At 57.4% G+C, this 16,846-nt stretch carries 22 protein-coding genes and 1 pseudogene; 10 read left to right on the forward strand and 13 right to left on the reverse strand.

All coding sequences use genetic code 11. From position 1 onward, the window contains the following. Positions 1-102 precede the first annotated feature (102 nt). On the reverse strand, positions 103-708 hold the full coding sequence (locus M9827_RS19465; protein ID WP_250606700.1) for a DUF6338 family protein: 606 nt from the start codon (positions 706-708) through the stop codon (positions 103-105). A 200-nt stretch (positions 709-908) separates the two neighbouring features. Next, positions 909-1,244, reverse strand: a complete 336-nt coding sequence (locus M9827_RS19470; RefSeq protein ID WP_186623575.1) for a hypothetical protein — start codon at positions 1,242-1,244, stop codon at positions 909-911. 185 nt (positions 1,245-1,429) lie between these two features. On the opposite strand from M9827_RS19470, the gene M9827_RS19475 reads away from it, so the two are divergent. Then, entirely contained in the window at positions 1,430-1,669 is a 240-nt protein-coding gene (locus M9827_RS19475) for a hypothetical protein (protein WP_007910805.1), read from the forward strand. A gap of 62 nt (positions 1,670-1,731) precedes the next feature. Here the strand turns inward: M9827_RS19475 and M9827_RS19480 are convergent, their stop codons facing one another. Further along, positions 1,732-1,929: a DUF2188 domain-containing protein gene (locus tag M9827_RS19480; RefSeq protein ID WP_250606701.1), complete on the reverse strand. Its 198-nt coding sequence runs from the start codon at positions 1,927-1,929 to the stop codon at positions 1,732-1,734. A gap of 224 nt (positions 1,930-2,153) precedes the next feature. On the opposite strand from M9827_RS19480, the gene M9827_RS19485 reads away from it, so the two are divergent. After that, the gene (locus tag M9827_RS19485) at positions 2,154-2,516 is read left to right on the forward strand and encodes an NUDIX hydrolase (protein WP_250606702.1); all 363 of its coding nucleotides are present in this window, start codon (positions 2,154-2,156) and stop codon (positions 2,514-2,516) included. A gap of 4 nt (positions 2,517-2,520) precedes the next feature. Here the strand turns inward: M9827_RS19485 and M9827_RS19490 are convergent, their stop codons facing one another. The 3 genes and pseudogenes from M9827_RS19490 to M9827_RS19500 form a co-directional block, all read right to left on the reverse strand. Continuing rightward, positions 2,521-2,763, reverse strand: a complete 243-nt coding sequence (locus tag M9827_RS19490; protein WP_250606703.1) for a DUF1652 domain-containing protein — start codon at positions 2,761-2,763, stop codon at positions 2,521-2,523. A 111-nt stretch (positions 2,764-2,874) separates the two neighbouring features. Next, entirely contained in the window at positions 2,875-3,774 is a 900-nt protein-coding gene (locus tag M9827_RS19495; RefSeq protein ID WP_250606704.1) for a polysaccharide deacetylase family protein, read from the reverse strand. 131 nt (positions 3,775-3,905) lie between these two features. Then, positions 3,906-4,172 (reverse strand): annotated as a pseudogene (locus M9827_RS19500) (ABC transporter substrate-binding protein); the annotation flags it as partial. A 252-nt stretch (positions 4,173-4,424) separates the two neighbouring features. Here M9827_RS19500 and M9827_RS19505 point away from each other — a divergent pair. From M9827_RS19505 to M9827_RS19520, 4 genes are all read left to right on the forward strand, one after another. After that, the gene (locus M9827_RS19505; RefSeq protein ID WP_250606705.1) at positions 4,425-5,405 is read left to right on the forward strand and encodes an aliphatic sulfonate ABC transporter substrate-binding protein; all 981 of its coding nucleotides are present in this window, start codon (positions 4,425-4,427) and stop codon (positions 5,403-5,405) included. Positions 5,406-5,467: 62 nt separating this feature from the next. After that, positions 5,468-6,310, forward strand: a complete 843-nt coding sequence (locus M9827_RS19510) for an ABC transporter permease (protein ID WP_250606706.1) — start codon at positions 5,468-5,470, stop codon at positions 6,308-6,310. A gap of 28 nt (positions 6,311-6,338) precedes the next feature. Then, the gene (locus M9827_RS19515; RefSeq protein ID WP_250606707.1) at positions 6,339-7,019 is read left to right on the forward strand and encodes an SOS response-associated peptidase; all 681 of its coding nucleotides are present in this window, start codon (positions 6,339-6,341) and stop codon (positions 7,017-7,019) included. 258 nt (positions 7,020-7,277) lie between these two features. Next, a complete protein-coding gene (locus M9827_RS19520; RefSeq protein ID WP_250606708.1) occupies positions 7,278-7,550 on the forward strand; it encodes a hypothetical protein in 273 nt (90 codons plus the stop codon). 46 nt (positions 7,551-7,596) lie between these two features. Here M9827_RS19520 and M9827_RS19525 read toward each other — a convergent pair whose 3' ends face one another. The 3 genes from M9827_RS19525 to M9827_RS19535 form a co-directional block, all read right to left on the reverse strand. Then, the gene (locus tag M9827_RS19525; protein ID WP_250606709.1) at positions 7,597-7,743 is read right to left on the reverse strand and encodes a hypothetical protein; all 147 of its coding nucleotides are present in this window, start codon (positions 7,741-7,743) and stop codon (positions 7,597-7,599) included. Positions 7,744-7,806: 63 nt separating this feature from the next. Next, a complete protein-coding gene (locus M9827_RS19530) occupies positions 7,807-8,118 on the reverse strand; it encodes an AzlD domain-containing protein (protein ID WP_185036735.1) in 312 nt (103 codons plus the stop codon). Beyond that, positions 8,118-8,801 (reverse strand): AzlC family ABC transporter permease, encoded by a 684-nt coding sequence (locus M9827_RS19535; protein ID WP_502943461.1) that lies wholly within the window; start codon positions 8,799-8,801, stop codon positions 8,118-8,120. Before M9827_RS19535 ends, M9827_RS19530 begins: the two co-directional genes overlap by 1 nt. Before the next feature lie 171 nt (positions 8,802-8,972). Between M9827_RS19535 and M9827_RS19540 the strand changes: the two genes are divergently transcribed. Beyond that, a complete protein-coding gene (locus tag M9827_RS19540) occupies positions 8,973-9,347 on the forward strand; it encodes a DUF2784 domain-containing protein (RefSeq protein ID WP_250606711.1) in 375 nt (124 codons plus the stop codon). Here the strand turns inward: M9827_RS19540 and M9827_RS19545 are convergent, their stop codons facing one another. Next, positions 9,348-9,872, reverse strand: a complete 525-nt coding sequence (locus tag M9827_RS19545) for a DUF3087 domain-containing protein (protein ID WP_250606712.1) — start codon at positions 9,870-9,872, stop codon at positions 9,348-9,350. Between the two features lie 224 nt (positions 9,873-10,096). On the opposite strand from M9827_RS19545, the gene ppnN reads away from it, so the two are divergent. Then, on the forward strand, positions 10,097-11,470 hold the full coding sequence (gene ppnN / locus M9827_RS19550) for a nucleotide 5'-monophosphate nucleosidase PpnN (RefSeq protein WP_250606713.1): 1,374 nt from the start codon (positions 10,097-10,099) through the stop codon (positions 11,468-11,470). 58 nt (positions 11,471-11,528) lie between these two features. On the opposite strand, the gene M9827_RS19555 is transcribed toward ppnN, so the two are convergent. Then, positions 11,529-12,500: a terpene synthase family protein gene (locus M9827_RS19555; protein WP_250606714.1), complete on the reverse strand. Its 972-nt coding sequence runs from the start codon at positions 12,498-12,500 to the stop codon at positions 11,529-11,531. A 347-nt stretch (positions 12,501-12,847) separates the two neighbouring features. On the opposite strand from M9827_RS19555, the gene M9827_RS19560 reads away from it, so the two are divergent. Next, positions 12,848-13,789 carry a polyprenyl synthetase family protein gene (locus M9827_RS19560; RefSeq protein WP_250606715.1) on the forward strand — a complete coding sequence of 314 codons (942 nt, stop codon included), beginning with the start codon at positions 12,848-12,850 and terminating at the stop codon, positions 13,787-13,789. 54 nt (positions 13,790-13,843) lie between these two features. Here M9827_RS19560 and M9827_RS19565 read toward each other — a convergent pair whose 3' ends face one another. Together M9827_RS19565 and M9827_RS19570 are read right to left on the reverse strand one after the other, a co-directional pair. Then, positions 13,844-15,244: an FAD/NAD(P)-binding protein gene (locus M9827_RS19565; protein ID WP_250606716.1), complete on the reverse strand. Its 1,401-nt coding sequence runs from the start codon at positions 15,242-15,244 to the stop codon at positions 13,844-13,846. Further along, positions 15,245-15,808, reverse strand: a complete 564-nt coding sequence (locus tag M9827_RS19570; RefSeq protein WP_250606717.1) for a helix-turn-helix domain-containing protein — start codon at positions 15,806-15,808, stop codon at positions 15,245-15,247. 85 nt (positions 15,809-15,893) lie between these two features. On the opposite strand from M9827_RS19570, the gene M9827_RS19575 reads away from it, so the two are divergent. Next, a complete protein-coding gene (locus tag M9827_RS19575; RefSeq protein ID WP_250606718.1) occupies positions 15,894-16,829 on the forward strand; it encodes a DMT family transporter in 936 nt (311 codons plus the stop codon). The last annotated feature ends 17 nt before the right edge of the window (positions 16,830-16,846 follow it).

Below are 16,846 nucleotides of genomic sequence, written 5' to 3' on the forward strand. Positions count from 1 at the left end.
GTGGAGCACTGGGTGCCTTGGGCTGCGCATTTGCCACTGGCTTGCCATCTTTCGTGTAGCGACGCGCTACCCATTCCGGCATTGGTTGCGGTGCTCTGGCTGTCATAACGAAACCTCCAATTTCGGGCCGAATTCGACCCACTTGACCTTGCCGGAATCTATCAGCAAAAACTCGGCACCAAAAGGCACTTCCACCCCTTCGGCATCCAGCCAACAGGGATTTTGCATGACGAACTGGCCACTGCTGGACTCCGGCGGCCACTCCACCGGCCAGCCAAAAACGCGCCTTTCATCGTTCAAATGCAGTGTGACCAGACGATGGTGCTGGGCAAAAACGCTGAACCATTCGCTGGGGTAGGAAGTTTGTTTCGTGACATTTCGACTGCGTAACCAGCCATGCAATTTGTCATTCGTGGCCAGATAGCAGGAAAGCAACCCGAGCGTCACCGACACAACGAATGCCCATATCGTTTCGGCCTTGGCATCCCAACGTCCTACAGAAAATCCTTTCGAACCCACCCACAGACAAATTGCCCCAATCCCCAATACCGCGCCCTGAATCACAAACGTAAAAATCAACGCCTGCACAATCTGCCCAAACGTATCGGGTCGCTTGAATGCCGTCAGCGAATAAAAAATCCACGCCGACAAAAAACCGGGAATCAGGTACTGCAACAACGGAATAACTTCTTTGACCAGATCATCCATGATCCGCGACTCCTTGAAAGACCGGCCGACCTGACTATCGACCGCCCCGCAAAAGCCTAGTGCACACGGAGAAAACCCTTCGTGCGCAACTGTCACCGCTCATTTCGCCAATCAGATCCACACCTTTCAGCCTCCAGGCAGCCAAAAAAAAACAGAAACCGACGATACGGTTTCTGCTTTTTTTGTCTCTGCGAGCGTCGTTACAGGCAATCACGCACCGATTGACGCAACGACCCGGACTTGGCCCACGGTGGCCCCTGATACAACGAAACCCGGCTGCCATCCTTGTATTTGACGATATCGAGGATCTCGTCAGCCGTGATGATGCTTGGCGCCGTGATGCGGTAGCCGTTGGAAATCGATGTCTGCGAAGTCTTGGCCACATCCTTCTGCCACAACGGTAATAAACACGCAGCATAGTCCTTGGGCGACTTGGCGCTGGTCTTGCTGATATTCGGCTCACCCGGCACCAGCGATGCCGGCAACGAGCAACCCGCCAACAGGGTCAACGCCAGACTCCCGATCCATATCCGCATGGGGTATTCCTGATCTGAAAAAAGGTGAATGTAGCGTGTAAGCGGCTCTACATCCATCGTGGCACCGCGCCTTTGGCATATTCTGCACAAGTTTCCACAACCGTTCAGCGTGCTGACGAACAGGCTTTGCCCATCGACGAAAAATGCGACTACTCTTTTCTACCGAGAATGTTCTGGAGGTGATCATGCGGCTCAATGAATACGAACACGAACTTCAACGCGACCTGCAAAGCGTTGCATCGGACTTGAGATGGTCGGCCGTCGACCTGAAACGTATCGCCGAACAACTGCGCAAATCCGGCAACGAAGCAGACGCGCAAAGCGTGCTGAGATCCTGTGAGGTGCTGCAAAGCGATGAAGAACGGCTGCAACTCTATGCCCGGGAAGTGAAAGCCCGCGCCATCAGCCGGACCAAGGTCCACTGAGACACCTCCCCCAAAACAGAAGCCCCGACAATCGCCGGGGCTCTTTCATTACAGCCTGCCTGTCAGTGCATTTTGTGACTTTGCGCGCGCGCCGAGCGTTTTTTGTAGCCAGGCAGTGCGGCGGCATAGGCCAGCGCCTCCTCCCGGCTGCCAAACGACGCCAGCCGATCGCCCTGGGTGCAAACCCGCCATGGGCCATTGTTCACCCTAAGCACGTCATAGCCGTTCATGTGCATCTTGTTCAACATCGGCATGCTCATGGACACCTCCATTTTTGCTAACGGTCAGATCCAGTTTCACGCTTTTACCTTACACCCTCATCCGCCCGAAATGCCGACCGGATGTCGCAAGCCGCGACCGTCATGGCTTTGGCACTTTTCGCCGCAGCGAACGCTCCAAACTCCAATGAAACCTTTGCCGCAGGCTTCGGCTCAAATATTGCAGTTTTATTTCTAATTTGTGACAGGCAGTAAACAGGTAACAGATGAAAGTACGCGCAACCGTTATATGCGAGCAGGATCGCCACGTTCTCCTGGTACGCAAACCCCGCTGCCGCTGGACATTGCCCGGCGGCAAGGTCGAGCCCGGGGAAACCCGAGCGCAGGCTGCCGTACGTGAACTGCAAGAAGAAACCGGCCTGGACGCCGACGATGTGTTGTATTTAATGGAATTGCAGAGCGGCAGCACGCAGCATCATGTCTACGAGGCATCCGTGCTGGACTTCGAGCAAATGCGGCCGCAGAACGAGATCATCGATTGCATCTGGCATCCGCTGGACGCAGTACGCAATCTGCACACCAGTGAGGCGACGTTGCGCATTGTTGAAGCGTTTCAACGACGTTTATGAGGCGTCAACCAGCAAAGGCCCGGCGCCCGGCGCTCATTTCGGTGCGTAACTCACCGATGAAGTTGGAAATGTCACGGATCGTGACGAGATGTTCCGGGGAAACGCCATTCAACAACAATTCAACGCGCCCGCTGTCAGCCTCATAAACCTTGATTTGCAGCAGGCCCTGCGTGTCTTGAATGCACTCGCACTTGAACGCAGGAAAGCCGGATTCGACAATCCGGCAAATATCGTCAATGGCAAGCATGATTGAACGCCTCGCAGGCGATGGGTCGGTCGACTCGTTGAGCATAGACGAGCAATTTGTGGCTCACCCGATACAAAATGCCAACCCGATCACAGCATTTCATCCCCGCCCTCAGTGCGCGTCGTGGTCCCAAATCCAGTTCCACATTCCCGGCAAATTCACCGGCTCCGAGCTTTTTTCCACGGTACGCGCCAGTGCGGCTTTCTCCAGTTCGGCGTGATCATCATAGAAAGGCTTGTCCGCCAGCTTCACGCCCGTCGAGGCGGCGCTATCGAGCAAAATCTGCAGGTATTCGCGCGCGTGCCGCGCGGTATAACGGTTGAGATCATGAAACGTCACCACCACCGGAATCACTCCGTCCACGCTCGGCAATTCGCCAAGGGCAATTCGCTCACGGACTTCTGATAGCTGTCGCAACATGTTTGCCCGACGTCGCGGGCTGGCATTGAAGCCCCAGATCTTGCCGTCGTTGGCACTTAGATCCGTAAGCAAAACATGCAAGCCATGCTGTCGATAGGCGGCAAAAGTGCGTTTGTCGTAATTCCAGAACGGCGGGCGCAGCAACTTCGGCGGCGCCCCGGTGATGGCAGCGATATCGGCGGTACCGTTAGTCAGCGATTCTTCAAGTTGTTGCGGGTCGAGCGAGCGGTGATTGGTGTGCCAGTGAGTCGCCGTGTGAAACGCCAGTATGTGCCCCTCCTCATGCTCACGCCGCATGATGCTGCGACCGATGTCACTGTTGCCCGCTCGCGGTGCACGGGTCTGCACGAAGAACACCGCTTTGATATTCGGCTGCAGCGGGTTGTCCTTGAGGCTGTCGAGCACCGTCGCCGACGGATTCCACAAACTGGATGCACTGGGGCCGTCATCGAACGTCAACAGAAAGCGCACCGGCGCCTGGGTTTTCAGGCGCGTTGCGGTTTGCGCAGTCATTTCTATCGGGGCGGCGATACAACCGGCCAGCCCGAGGGCGATGAGCGCTGCACAGAGAAGCTTGAATCCGGATGTCATGTTTTGCCTTGGGCACGGCGACTGCCGTCATGTGGTCGATTGGCAAAACTCCCTCGCCCTTATCCATCCCTGCGCTGCGATACGCGAGCGGTGGTTGGATAAGGTACACAGGGTTTGGTTCCGGCGCTCGCTCAGTGAGCCAATGCCTGTTGAAAAGACGTGTCGATAATCCCGGCGGTGGCCAACGGTGCCGGCAGCGCTTTGACTTTGAACAGGAGGTCGGCGGTGCTTTGCAGGTCCGTTGCCGCTTGCGTGTCGACGGGGCCGACAGTCATGTGCGCCTGACGCAACCAGTGGCGTGAGACCTGCTGATCGAGATTGGCTTTCTTCGCCCACAGATCGGCGTATTCATCCGTGTGGCTGTCGACCCACGCCCGCGCCTGCTTCAAGCGCCCGAGAACACAATCTGTTGGGAATTCGATGAATGCATAAGCTCATCACTGTCGGTTACCACTGTGCGTACAACAACAGTGGCAATCCAGAGTGTTGCCCCAACAACAGTAGAAATTCTCCATCACGCCTTTAAACCCTTACAAACTGGTGCTTTCAGGCACATGGCACAGAGCCTGCAATATTCCATTCATGCAGGAAGCATTCGATAAAAATATCTTTTTGGACATAAGAAACCTGTGCCTTTGCCGGAGTGCCCCATGACATCGTTCTTTCCCGGATTCAAAACCCTGCTGGCGGCCAGCGCCATGGTGCTGAGCCTGCAACCGCTCGCCCACGCGGCTGAAACTGCGCCGGCGGAAATTCATCTCGACTACGCCTATTACTCGCCAGTCAGTCTGGTGCTCAAGCACTTCGGCTTCCTCGAAAAAGCCTTGCCGCAAACCAAAGTCAGCTGGGTGCTAAGTCAGGGCAGTAACCGCTCGCTGGAATACCTCAACAGTGGCGGCGTCGATTTCGCCTCAAGCGCCAGCCTTGCTGCGGTGCTGAGCCGCGCCAACGGCAGCCCGATCAAATCAGTCTATGTCTATAGCCGCGCCGAATGGACCGCCCTGGTGGTGCGCAAGGATTCGCCATATCAAAGCATCGCCGACCTCAAGGGCAAAAAGATCGCCGCCACCAAGGGCACCGACCCGTATCTGTTCACCCTGCGCAGCCTGCAGCAGTCCGGGCTGAAAAAAGACGAGGTGGAACTGGTCCACCTGCAACATCCGGATGGCCGCACCGCCCTGGAAAAAGGTGATGTCGACGCCTGGGCCGGGCTCGATCCGCACATGGCCGCCAGTCAGGTGCAGGCCGGCTCGCGCTTGCTCTACCGCAACCCGGCGTTCAACAGTTACGGCGTGGTCAGCGTCACCGAGCAATACGCCAAAGAGCATCCGCAGACCATCGACACCGTGATCAAAGCCTACGAACAGGCCCGCGAATGGGCGCTGAAAAACCCTGATGAATTCGCCGCCCTGCTCGCCAAGGAGTCCGGCTTGCCGCTGGACGTGGCCAAGTTGCAACTGTCGCGCACTGACCTGAGCAGCCCGCAACTCACCCAGCAGGACATCAGCGCCTCCAAGGCTGCGGCGCCGATTCTGGTCTCCGAAGAACTGGTGCGCCGTGGGGTGAACGTCGATCAAGTCATTGACCAACTGCTCGACAGCGGTGTGCAGCAAGCCGTCGCCCGCCAGTAACCGATCAGTCTCACGACCAATCCGCGCCCGTCGCGGATTTGTTGTGAGCGGAGCCAAAAACCATGACCACTCACAGCAAAGACCTGCCCGCGCCACTGGTCGTCGCGCGACAGCAACCGACGAGCCACAATCCGACGTGGCGGCGCCGCTGCAAAAGCCTGGCCCTGCCGCTGCTGATCATCGTCGCGCTGGAAATGATCGTACGCATCGGTTGGCTACCGTCCTACCAGATGCCGGCACCGAGCGAGATCGCCCTGACCCTCACCGACCTCGCCGAAGGCGCACTGTGGAAACACATCGGCGCCAGCCTGATTCGCGTGCTGCTGGGATTTGCCATTGGCGCCAGTCTGGCGCTGGTGTTTGCCGCCTGGGTTGGCTTGAGTCGCGAAGCCGAGGCTTATCTGGAACCGACTTTCGCCGCGTTGCGCTCAATCCCGAGCCTGGCCTGGGTGCCGCTGCTGCTGTTATGGCTGGGCATCGACGAGACCTCGAAAATCGTCTTGATCGCCATCGGCGCGTTCTTTCCGGTGTACGTCAATGTCGTCGCAGCGATTCGCAACATTGATCGCAAACTGGTGGAGGTCGGCCGCATCTATGGCTTCAGCCGCTTGCAACTGGTACGGCGGATATTGCTGCCGGCCGCCCTGCCCGGCCTGTTCACCGGACTACGCAGCGGCATGAGTCTGGCGTGGATGTTTCTGGTGGCGGCGGAACTGATCGCGGCCACCAAAGGTTTGGGGTATCTGCTCAGTGACGGCCGGGAAACTTCGCGGCCGGACATCGTGCTGGCCGCAATCATCGTGCTCGCCTTGCTCGGTAAACTCAGCGACGGCTTGCTGGCCATGCTCGAACGCCGCTGGCTGAGCTGGCGTGACACTTTCACCGGTCAAGGCGCCAGCGACTAAGCTGAAAGCTCCAACCGGAGATTCAGCCATGTGCGGAAGACTCTCGCAGTACCGCGGCATTCACGACTTCGTCGCGGTGCTGAGCATTCCCGACGCGTTGATCAATCACGTCGGCGATGCACCGCTCGACCGCTACAACGCGGCGCCAACCACCGCGCTGGCCGTCCTGCATCAACAAGGGCAACACCTGCAGGCCGACAATCTGCGCTGGGGCTGGCGCCCGCACTGGGCCAAGGATCGCCCGCCACCGATCAATGCCCGGGTAGAGAAAGTCGCCCACGGACCGTTCTTCCGGGCGATCTGGCGACATCGCTTGATTGTGCCCGTGGACAACTGGTTTGAATGGGTCGATAGCGAAGACAAAACCCGACAACCCTGGTTGATTCGTCGGGCAGATCATGGAGCGGTTTTCTGCGCTGCCATCGGACAATTTCCGACGGCCGAAACGCCGGCCCGGGACGACGACGGTTTCGTGATCATCACCGCCGATGCTGTCGGCGGCTTGCTCGATGTCCATGATCGCCGACCGGTGGTATTCCGCGCAGAGTTGGTGCACGAATGGCTCGACCCCGCGACGCCGGTTGAGCGCGCCGAACAAATGTTGCTGTTCGAAGGTGAAGGCAGTGAAGTGTTCGAATGGTACAAAGTCGGCAAAGCGGTTGGTAACGCACGTAATCAGGGGGCCAGTTTGATTATCGAGCAGCGTTAAACATTTACCGCCTAAAAGCGTTTATCAAATATAGGAGCTGCATGATCGTTACAACGACTGTTTCATCTTTGAAACGCTGTAGATAAAACACACGTTCGAATGAACTAACCGCCTGTCTGACATTTCAACCGTCATACATACATTTTGATGCACTACGGCTAGCATGCGCGCCGCCTTTCCGATTGGTATACCAGTTGACCAAAGAGTCAACAAACCAGGAATCCCCCACAACGTCTACAAGCCTTGCAGAGAAATAAGTTGCGCGACGATTTTGCAATCAAACAGGTCAGCGGCCTGGAGTGTATTTATCTGTCCATGACAGAACGCTTTGAACTCGACTGTTTTATCGGCCACTACATCAAGACTCGAAACCTGCGTGGCGTTGCCGATATTGAACGCACCCTGCGCACCACCCTCGAAGGGTATCCCGGCCACGCGCCGGTGATGGTCAACGAGCTGAATGCGTGGATTGATCGAACCTTGGGATATCGGGCCGCACACCCCGATTTCACGCAGCTGGACGATCTCTGAACCGAAAAAGCCCCGCATGCGCGCGGGGCTTTTTCGTAAAAATCATTCAAAACTTGCGGTCAGGATCCGAAAGTTCTCTGCCGTCATCGTGCTTCCAGGTTTGTTCCTTGTGTTTCTCCCGCTCTATTTCTTCTTGCGTCGGCTCATCCGCGCCTTCGTCATCCGTCTCTGGCTGCTTTTGCTCAGTCGTCATGTACACCTCCCGTCATCAGTTACCCGTCATCCTTGAAGCGTAGATCAGTTTCAAACGGACAACTTACAACCACCAACGCAGCAAAAAGAAGAACGCCATGCTCAACAACATGCTGAGCAATGTACTGCGCGTGTATATCACCAAAGCGATCGCCACCAGCGAACTCAGCAGATAAGGATTATCCCACTGCAGATTCAGCTGTTTGTCCGGCATGAAGACAATCGGCCCGCAGATGGCCGTGAGCATCCCCGGCACCGCAAAACCGAGAAACTGCCGCGCATTGCTACTCAAACGCACCGGCAACCGCGGTTCGAGAAACACGTAGCGATTGAGAAACACCAGAATCCCCATACCGAAAATCACTGCCCAAATCATCATGTGCGCCCCCGATACAGCTTGTTGCAGACAAACCCTGCGGTCATTCCGGCCAGCCCCGACAACACCAGGGCCGAACCCCATTGCCAGTAACTGAACAACACCGAACAAAACAGCGACACTGCCACGCAAACCACCGTCGGCACGTTGCGTACCACCGGTGTGATCAGGGCGATGAAGGTGGCGGCAATCGAGAAGTCCAGCCCCAGATGCTCAAGCCCCGGAATGCTGCTGCCGAGGACAATGCCAGCCAACGTGAACAGATTCCACGCGATGTAAAACGTCAGACCGACACCCAACGCATACCAGCGGTTGAACTGCTGACGGTCGTGCTGGCTGGTCAGGGCAAACAATTCATCGGTGAGCAGAAAACCCAGACCGATGCGCCAGCGCCCCGGCAGTGGCGAAATCACCGAACGCATGCTCATGCCATAGAGCAAGTGCTGCGAAGTCAGCAGCAGCGTGGTCAGCAGAATCGAGAAAATCCCCGCGCCGCCCTTGAGCATGCCGATCGCCACCAGTTGCGCCGCACCGGCAAACACAATGCTCGAAAGGCCCTGGCCTTGCAGCGGCGTGAGATTGGCTTCGATCGCCATGGAGCCGGCCAGCAGCCCCCAGGGCGCAGTGGCCAGAGACAACGGCATGATCGCCGCAGCGCCGCGAAGGAACGCACTGCGCGGCATCATAAGTGAGTCAGACATATCGCTCTTCAACAGTGAAAACAGCAACAGACTCTGCCAGCAAATCCCCTTGCCCGGCTTGAACAATCTTGCGCAATTGCGCCAAATCGCGCCGACTGTGGACAGCCAACGGCGTACCATGTGAGCCATTCACAATCGCGTCAGGGAGACGACATGCTGTACCGAATCGCAGCCGACGGGCTGGTGCTGTTTCATTTGTCCTTCATTCTGTTTGTGCTGTTTGGCGGGCTGCTGGTCCTCAAATGGCCACGCTTGATGTGGCTGCATTTGCCGGCGGCCGCCTGGGGAGTGGCGGTCGAGGTGCTGCATCTGACCTGTCCGCTGACCTACTGGGAAAACCTCATGCGCCACGCCGCCGGGCAGACTGAATACGCCGGCGGCTTCATCGAGCATTACATCTGGCCGATCATCTACCCGGCCGGGCTAACCCCGCAGATTCAACTGGCGCTCGGCAGCGTGGTGCTAGCGGTCAACCTGCTGGTTTACGGTCGTTTAATCCGTTCGTGGAAAATGCGTCGAGCCGTGTAATCAACGCGAAGTCTTCAAGGTTTCCAGCCAGACCGGATCCAGGCGCGTCTGCTCGGTATCGAGTGCCAGCGCCTGCATCCGCTCCTTATGCGTTTCAACTTCTCGCCACAGTTGCCCGTGATCGCTGGAGTTGCCGTCCAGTTCGTGCATTTGCATCAATCCCAGATGGTAGAAGCGCAGAACCTTCATCGCCGTCGGATCGTTCTGTTCCACCGCCGCCGTTACCTGATGCACCACATTGGTGATGCTCATCAGGCTGCGCTTGAGCCGCCAGCTGTACACCGCTGGCGCCATCCAGCTCTGATTCCAGAAGCGCCCGCGCAGTAACGCTGCGGTCAGCAGAAATGCCACAAACACCCCGCCGACATTGAAGCGCAGGTTATCGCCACCCGGCTCGCCGAACAGCGCCACCGCTACGCTGGAAAACAGCATCGCCAGCACCAGGAACAGCACGGCGATGATGATCGTGCTGCGTCGCGTCTGCTGGCGAAAAGTGGCGGCATCCATCGGCTGAATCTCGAACATCACAAATGACTTCCTTGAGCGACAAAAGGGGTAACTGAAAAAACCGGCCGGCGCATTATCGCCTCTACCGCGGATTTAGCTATGCTGGGGCTCCTTTTCATCTTTTCAGCGTCCAACGGGGACATGGCGGTACAGCGCAGATCGTGCCATCTTCATTCATGGATACACACTATTCGGATGCCATCCGCCTGGTTTTGGGATGACATCGTTTTAAGGATCATTGCATGACCCAACGACACGTAATCAATGCCTCGGTCAGCCCGAAAGGCAGCCTGGAAACCCTTTCTCAACGTGAAGTTCAGCAACTGAGCGAAGCCGGATCCGGCAGCACCTACACCCTCTTCCGCCAGTGCGCCCTGGCCATCCTCAACACCGGCGCCCATGTCGACAACGCCAAGACCATCCTCGAAGCCTACAAGGACTTCGAAATCCGCATTCACCAACAGGACCGCGGCGTCCGCCTGGAGCTGCTGAACGCTCCGGCCGACGCGTTCGTCGACGGCGAAATGATCGCCAGCACCCGCGAAATGCTCTTCAGTGCCCTGCGCGATATCGTCTACACCGAAAACGAACTCGACAGCCAGCGCATCGACCTCAGCACCTCGCAGGGCATCAGCGACTACGTTTTCCACCTGCTGCGCAATGCGCGCACGTTGCGTCCGGGCGTCGAGCCGAAGATCGTCGTGTGCTGGGGCGGTCACTCGATCAACACCGAAGAATACAAATACACCAAGAAAGTCGGCCATGAACTGGGCCTGCGCAGCCTCGACATCTGCACCGGCTGCGGTCCAGGTGTGATGAAAGGCCCGATGAAAGGCGCGACCATCGCTCACGCCAAACAGCGTATCCATGGCGGGCGCTACCTCGGTCTGACCGAGCCGGGCATCATCGCCGCCGAAGCACCGAACCCGATCGTCAACGAGCTGGTGATCCTGCCGGACATCGAGAAACGTCTGGAAGCCTTCGTCCGCGTTGGCCACGGCATCATCATTTTCCCGGGCGGCGCCGGTACGGCTGAGGAATTCCTCTACCTGCTGGGCATCCTGATGCACCCGGACAACAAAGGTCTGCCGTTCCCGGTGATCCTGACCGGGCCGAAACATGCCGCGCCGTATCTGGAGCAGCTTGACGCGTTCGTCACCGCGACCCTCGGTGAAGCGGCCAAGCAGCACTACGAGATCATCATCGACGACCCGGCCGAAGTGGCTCGGCAGATGACTCAGGGCCTGAAAGCCGTGAAGCAGTTCCGCCGCGAGCGCAACGACGCGTTCCACTTCAACTGGCTGTTGAAAATCGACGAGGGCTTCCAGCGCCCGTTCGATCCAACCCACGAAAACATGGCCAACCTCAAACTGCATCGCGACCAGCCACCACACGAACTGGCGGCCAACCTGCGCCGGGCGTTCTCGGGCATCGTCGCCGGCAACGTCAAGGACAAGGGCATTCGCCTGATCGAAGAACACGGGCCGTACCAGATCCGTGGTGATGCGGCGATCATGCAACCGCTCGACGCACTGCTCAAAGCCTTCGTCGCCCAGCACCGGATGAAACTGCCGGGCGGCGCCGCGTATGTGACGTGCTATCGCGTGGTGGCGTAATCCACAAGCATGAAGATCCGAAGATGATGCTTCGGGTCTTCATGACGGCTCGACCTACTCAATCTGGTTTGAAACGTATTTCCCGATAGCGCGGTACCGACAGATGCCAGCCGATGTTGCCAAGCCATTGCACTCTGAACGCCTCGGCGCATCGCAATGCTTGCTCGCGCACGTCGGTTTCACACCCAATTTGATCAAGCTCGTCGGGTAGTCGCGCCTGCAGTTCGAGAAACTGTCGCATCCACACCTCAATTCTCTGATTCACTTCAGCCGCTGCCTGATCCGGACTCAGTCCATGATGATGTCGAAGGTGAGTCAGGAGGTTGTAAACGTCCTCATCAGGATTAATTAAGATGCAGAACGACAGCACATCGTTGACTGCTTTCATTAAATTCAGTGATAGCCTGCGCAATTCCTGCCATAGCGAACAGTAATAAACCGTTGCGGGAAGATTTATCTGATGGGCAAAGTACGTAAACTCAAAGCACACCTGAAAACCTCCGGCATTGCGCCACACACTTTCATAATCGGCCAGTCCAGGCTGGGTTCCGCCGAGGCGATGCGTCGAAGCACTGACGCAGCAAAACAGATAGCTGCTGTATTGATCCAGTGTTCGTCGTACCCACTGCTCAGGCATTGACGCCCCCGCCCGACGAATAATGTCTCTCAATCCCCCAGGCAGTCCTGCGCACTGACCTGCGCCACGCTCGCTCGCAACTTCGTGCACTTGTCGCAACGCCCTTTCCAAAGCATCAGGAGAACAACTCAGATCTTCATCGGCCAAATCATCCTGACAACTGAACCACCCGGTCAGATCAGAGAGAACATTCAGCGTCTGCGCATTTGCATGGGGCCACATGAAGGCAGCGTATTTGCCTGGTAGATAAATATTCAACTGGTGTATCGCCCGTTCGGAATCTGTCAGCCCCAGACTTTCAAGCCAGGCACGCGTCTGTTGTTCGGCCTGATCGGCCATAGGACTGGGTGCAACATCAATCAATTGCAAGGCCGGTGGCAGTGAGTAACTCATGCGGCAACTCCATGATTATCGGGTGATAATATCCCGCAGCATGCTGAAGAAGACCGGAGTAAACATAACTTTACTTAGAGAACCAACATTGCTCCAGGCGCAGCGAACTCAGACAGTCACACCAACCTTAGTTCAGCAAAACAAGGTTTCAACTCTCCGCGCTACCGTCCATCGACTATCACGGCCAACCTGATATAGAACGCAATCGCGAAAACTTTATAATCAATAAGTCCTAAAAAAACCAAACACCCAACACTCTTTACGCTACTTTCTAGAGACGCTGACTGTGACACCCTGGCAACCAGGCATTCAAACGACGCTCTGATTGACACCGGGAGTAATCTGCCATGCTTCCTTCAAACCCTCAGCAATATGCGGCTGCCAAAAAAAGCTGGTTGGTTGCGTTCGAATATCAGGAGCAGCATGCGGGCAAGAAAGTCAGAACAGACCTGACACAGGCCTTGGCCAGTGTATATCGACTTCCTTCCGACAAAACCCGAATAATTTGCAACTGTGTCGAACGCTTCAACACTGCCTCTCTGATACACGATGACATCATTGACCAGGACCGGGTTCGTCGTGGAGCCGACTCCGTGTGGGTCAGATACGGAGTGGCCACGGCGCTGATTTCAGGCATGTATGGTTACACTCAAGGGCTGAAATCGCTCAGTGAATCAGGACGCATGACATTGGTTCAAGCAGGCCTCGATAGCCTGGAGGAATTGCACATCGGCCAGCACCTCGACACCTTGCTCAGCGAGGGAACGGACTTACCCACCATGGAGCAATACCGCTATGTTGCTCAACTGAATACCGGGTGTTTTTTCATATTCATCCTGAAAGCCTGTCAACAACTTAAGCCTCTGCCCGAACAATGTTACAGCTCTCTGAAATCAATGCTTCTTGAACTTTCCGTCTACTATCGTTTTATTAACGACTACTGCGACATCAATCACATCCCGCATTATGCGAAAAAAGGATTTGCGCCAGACCTTGAAGGAGGCCCCAAATCATTCCTGATGATTATTGCAAATCAGCCATTGCAGAAACGCAATAGAAACGAAATGCAGAAACGACAGATAATAATTAATTGGGGAAACGCTGATGTATTCTTCAAAGCCTTATCGATCATGGAAGGCAGCTATGCAAACCTGCTAGGCTTTTTCCAACTCGCACAGCAACAGTGCAATGAGCTGGATTTCAGTCAACTTGAGAGTTTTCTCAACGACCTGCACTTCCAACAAAATCCGGAGGATAATTTCTATGAATCCCTTCGGTTGAATACTTGAAAGAATCGTTTTTTCGAAAAAACCATCTCTCCGTGCACTGCAAGCAGAATCGCCTCAACCACGGCCCGACAGTCGCACAGCCAACGCTTTCGCCTGCAACGCCACATCCGTCACCGCCGTGCTCTCCCACCACATCCCGCGCAATGGCGGCCCCATGGCAAATAACCGGTCAGCCGCACATCCCTCGGCATCCAGCACCGCGCCATCCACCGCCGCTGCGATTCCCAACGCCAACGGTCCCGGTTGCACCAAACCGCGCGCCAGTACCTGCTGCGGCAACGGCCTCGCCACCCGGCGCCAGTCATACTCGATGCCACTCGAGTTGATCAGTGCAGCGCCCTGCACCAGGCAAGTTTCCGACTCACCGCGACGCCGAATGCGAATGCCGACACCACCTCCCGGACTCGGCTCAAGCCCTTTGAAAGACGCCGCCTGAATACGCAACCGCCCTTCTGCATGCAACCGTTCAACCAGCGCCGCACTCAACGGCGGCGAACGGTGATGATGACTTTCCCACCACGGCCGTACATGCCGTACGAATTGTCGACGCTGCGTGTCAGTCGCCTGACTCCACAACCGGGCGATGTGCACGCGAACCGTGTCCAGCGGCGCCTGCCAATCGATGCCTTGTGCAATGGCTGCCTGGCATTGCCGACGCAATTCGCGCAACAGTTGTCGTGGCGTTCGAATGCTGTGATCGCTGCCAAGAAAATCCATCCAGGCCGGCGGTTGTCGGCGCACGTGGGGCAACAAGCCGTGCCGGGAAAACACTTCGATTGGCCCGCGATGCCCGGCCTGCTCCAGCGACACCACGGCATCGACCATGGTCAGGCCGGAGCCGATGATCAGCACCGTCGCTTGCGGGTCGAGTTGATGCATCGCTGCGACATCCCACGGATCGAGCGCGGCGGCGTTGAGGCCACTGGAGGTTTTCTGCGGGGTTCGCGCGGCCGGAAACATTCCGGTCGCCAGTACTGCGCGGCTTCCGCGCAATGACTGACCATCGCTCAACGTCAGCTGCACCGAATCGGCCTCGACTTGCAGGTCAACGACCTCAGCGCGAATGTGGTCAACGCATGAGCCATTTTGCGCCCCGACTCCGCGCGCTTCGGCCAGGCGCTGCTGCACATAGACCCCGAACAATCCACGCGGCGGAAACAGTTCGCTGACCGGCACATTCTGCTCGGCAGACTCCGGCCAGCCGCCAGCGGTAATGTGCTCGGTGAGCCATTGCGTCAGATCATCAGGATTGTCCGGATCGACGCTCATGCGCGCGGCGTTGCCGTTGAGCGTGTGACCCAACTCGACCGCGCTATAGGCCTCGCCGCGTCCCAGTTCCGCACGCGGCTCAATGATCAGGACCTTGCGCCGGCCAGGCAGACGCAACAATTGCACTGCCAGCATCGTACCGCTAAGCCCACCGCCGATAATCAGGATGTCTGCGCACTGACTCATTCAAATCACCACGTTCCGAACAAACCGCGCCGGCACATCTCCGTCATTGCGATAGGAATGCGGCTGGTTGCTGGCAAACATGAAGAACTCGCCGGTGCCGATGCGCTGCGGCTGATCGCCGAGCATCAAGGTGAGGCAACCCTCAAACACGAAAATCTGCTCGCTCCAGCCATCGGCATCCGCTTGCGAGGGGTAGACCTCACCCGGTTGCAGACACCATTCCCACTGCTCGACTTCGCGGGTCGCGCTGGCTTTCGACAGCAATACCGCTTTGCTGCCGGGAATCACGCCGGCCCAGGCCAGCTCGTTGATGCGGCTCGGATCACGGGCATCGGGGGCCTGAATCAAGTCACTGAAGGCAACGTCGAGCGCTTCGGCCACGCGATCAAGGGTGGTCAGGCTGACATTCTTTTCTCCCGCCTCGATCGCTACGAGCATGCGCCGACTGACTCCGGATTTTTCCGCCAGCGCGGTCTGGCTCAGGTCGGCGGCGTGCCGCAGACGCCGGACGTTCTGGCTGACGTGTTGCAGGACGGAGGCCCGTTGCGTTGAATCTTTGTGCACTATATTGCTCACTCGGTGAGGTTGGGCAGTATACTGCGCAACGTTGGGCGCATTGTGCGGCCTCCTTTTTATAGTGCGCAAGGTCATGACGTCGCAGAACAGCTCCCCCACTCCCGTCCGCTTGTCCCGTTTCAGTAAAGCCGAGTGCGTGCTGGTGCTGATCACCATGATCTGGGGCGGCACGTTCCTGCTGGTGCAGCACGCGATGACCGTCAGCGGCCCGATGTTCTTCGTCGGCCTGCGCTTCGCCGCTGCGGCAGGCATCGTCGCGCTGTTCTCATGGCGTCATCTGCGTGAACTGACGCTCTTCGAATTGAAGGCGGGCGCTTTTATTGGCGTGGCGATCATGCTCGGTTACGGCTTGCAGACAGTCGGTTTGCAAACGATCCCGAGCAGTCAATCGGCGTTTATCACCGCGTTGTACGTGCCGTTTGTGCCGCTGCTGCAATGGCTGGTGCTGGGGCGGCGGCCGGGGTTGATGCCGAGCATCGGGATCATGCTGGCGTTTACCGGGTTGATGTTGTTGTCAGGGCCATCCGGCGCGGCACTGAATTTCAGTCCCGGTGAAATTGCCACGTTGATCAGTGCCATTGCCATAGCCGCCGAGATCATTCTGATCAGCACCTATGCCGGGCAAGTGGATGTGCGTCGGGTGACCGTCGTGCAACTGGCAACTACCTCCGTGCTGTCGTTTCTGCTGGTGGTCCCGACTGGGGAAATGATTCCCGACTTTTCCTGGACCCTGCTGGTGACCGCGCTGGGGTTGGGCGCGGCGAGTGCGGCGATTCAGGTGGCGATGAACTGGGCGCAGAAGAGTGTGTCGCCAACCCGGGCGACGTTGATCTATGCCGGCGAGCCGGTGTGGGCCGGGATTGTCGGGCGGATTGCCGGGGAGCGCTTGCCGGCGATCGCGCTGGTGGGCGCGGGGTTGATTGTGGCGGCGGTGATTGTCAGTGAGCTGAAGACCAAGGGGAAGGTTGCAGAAGCCGAAGCAGAGCTGGAGCAGGAAACCCAGGGTTAACCCGCATCACCTTCAGC

It is taken from the genome of Pseudomonas sp. AKS31, assembly GCF_023634765.1.
Lineage (GTDB): Bacteria > Pseudomonadota > Gammaproteobacteria > Pseudomonadales > Pseudomonadaceae > Aquipseudomonas.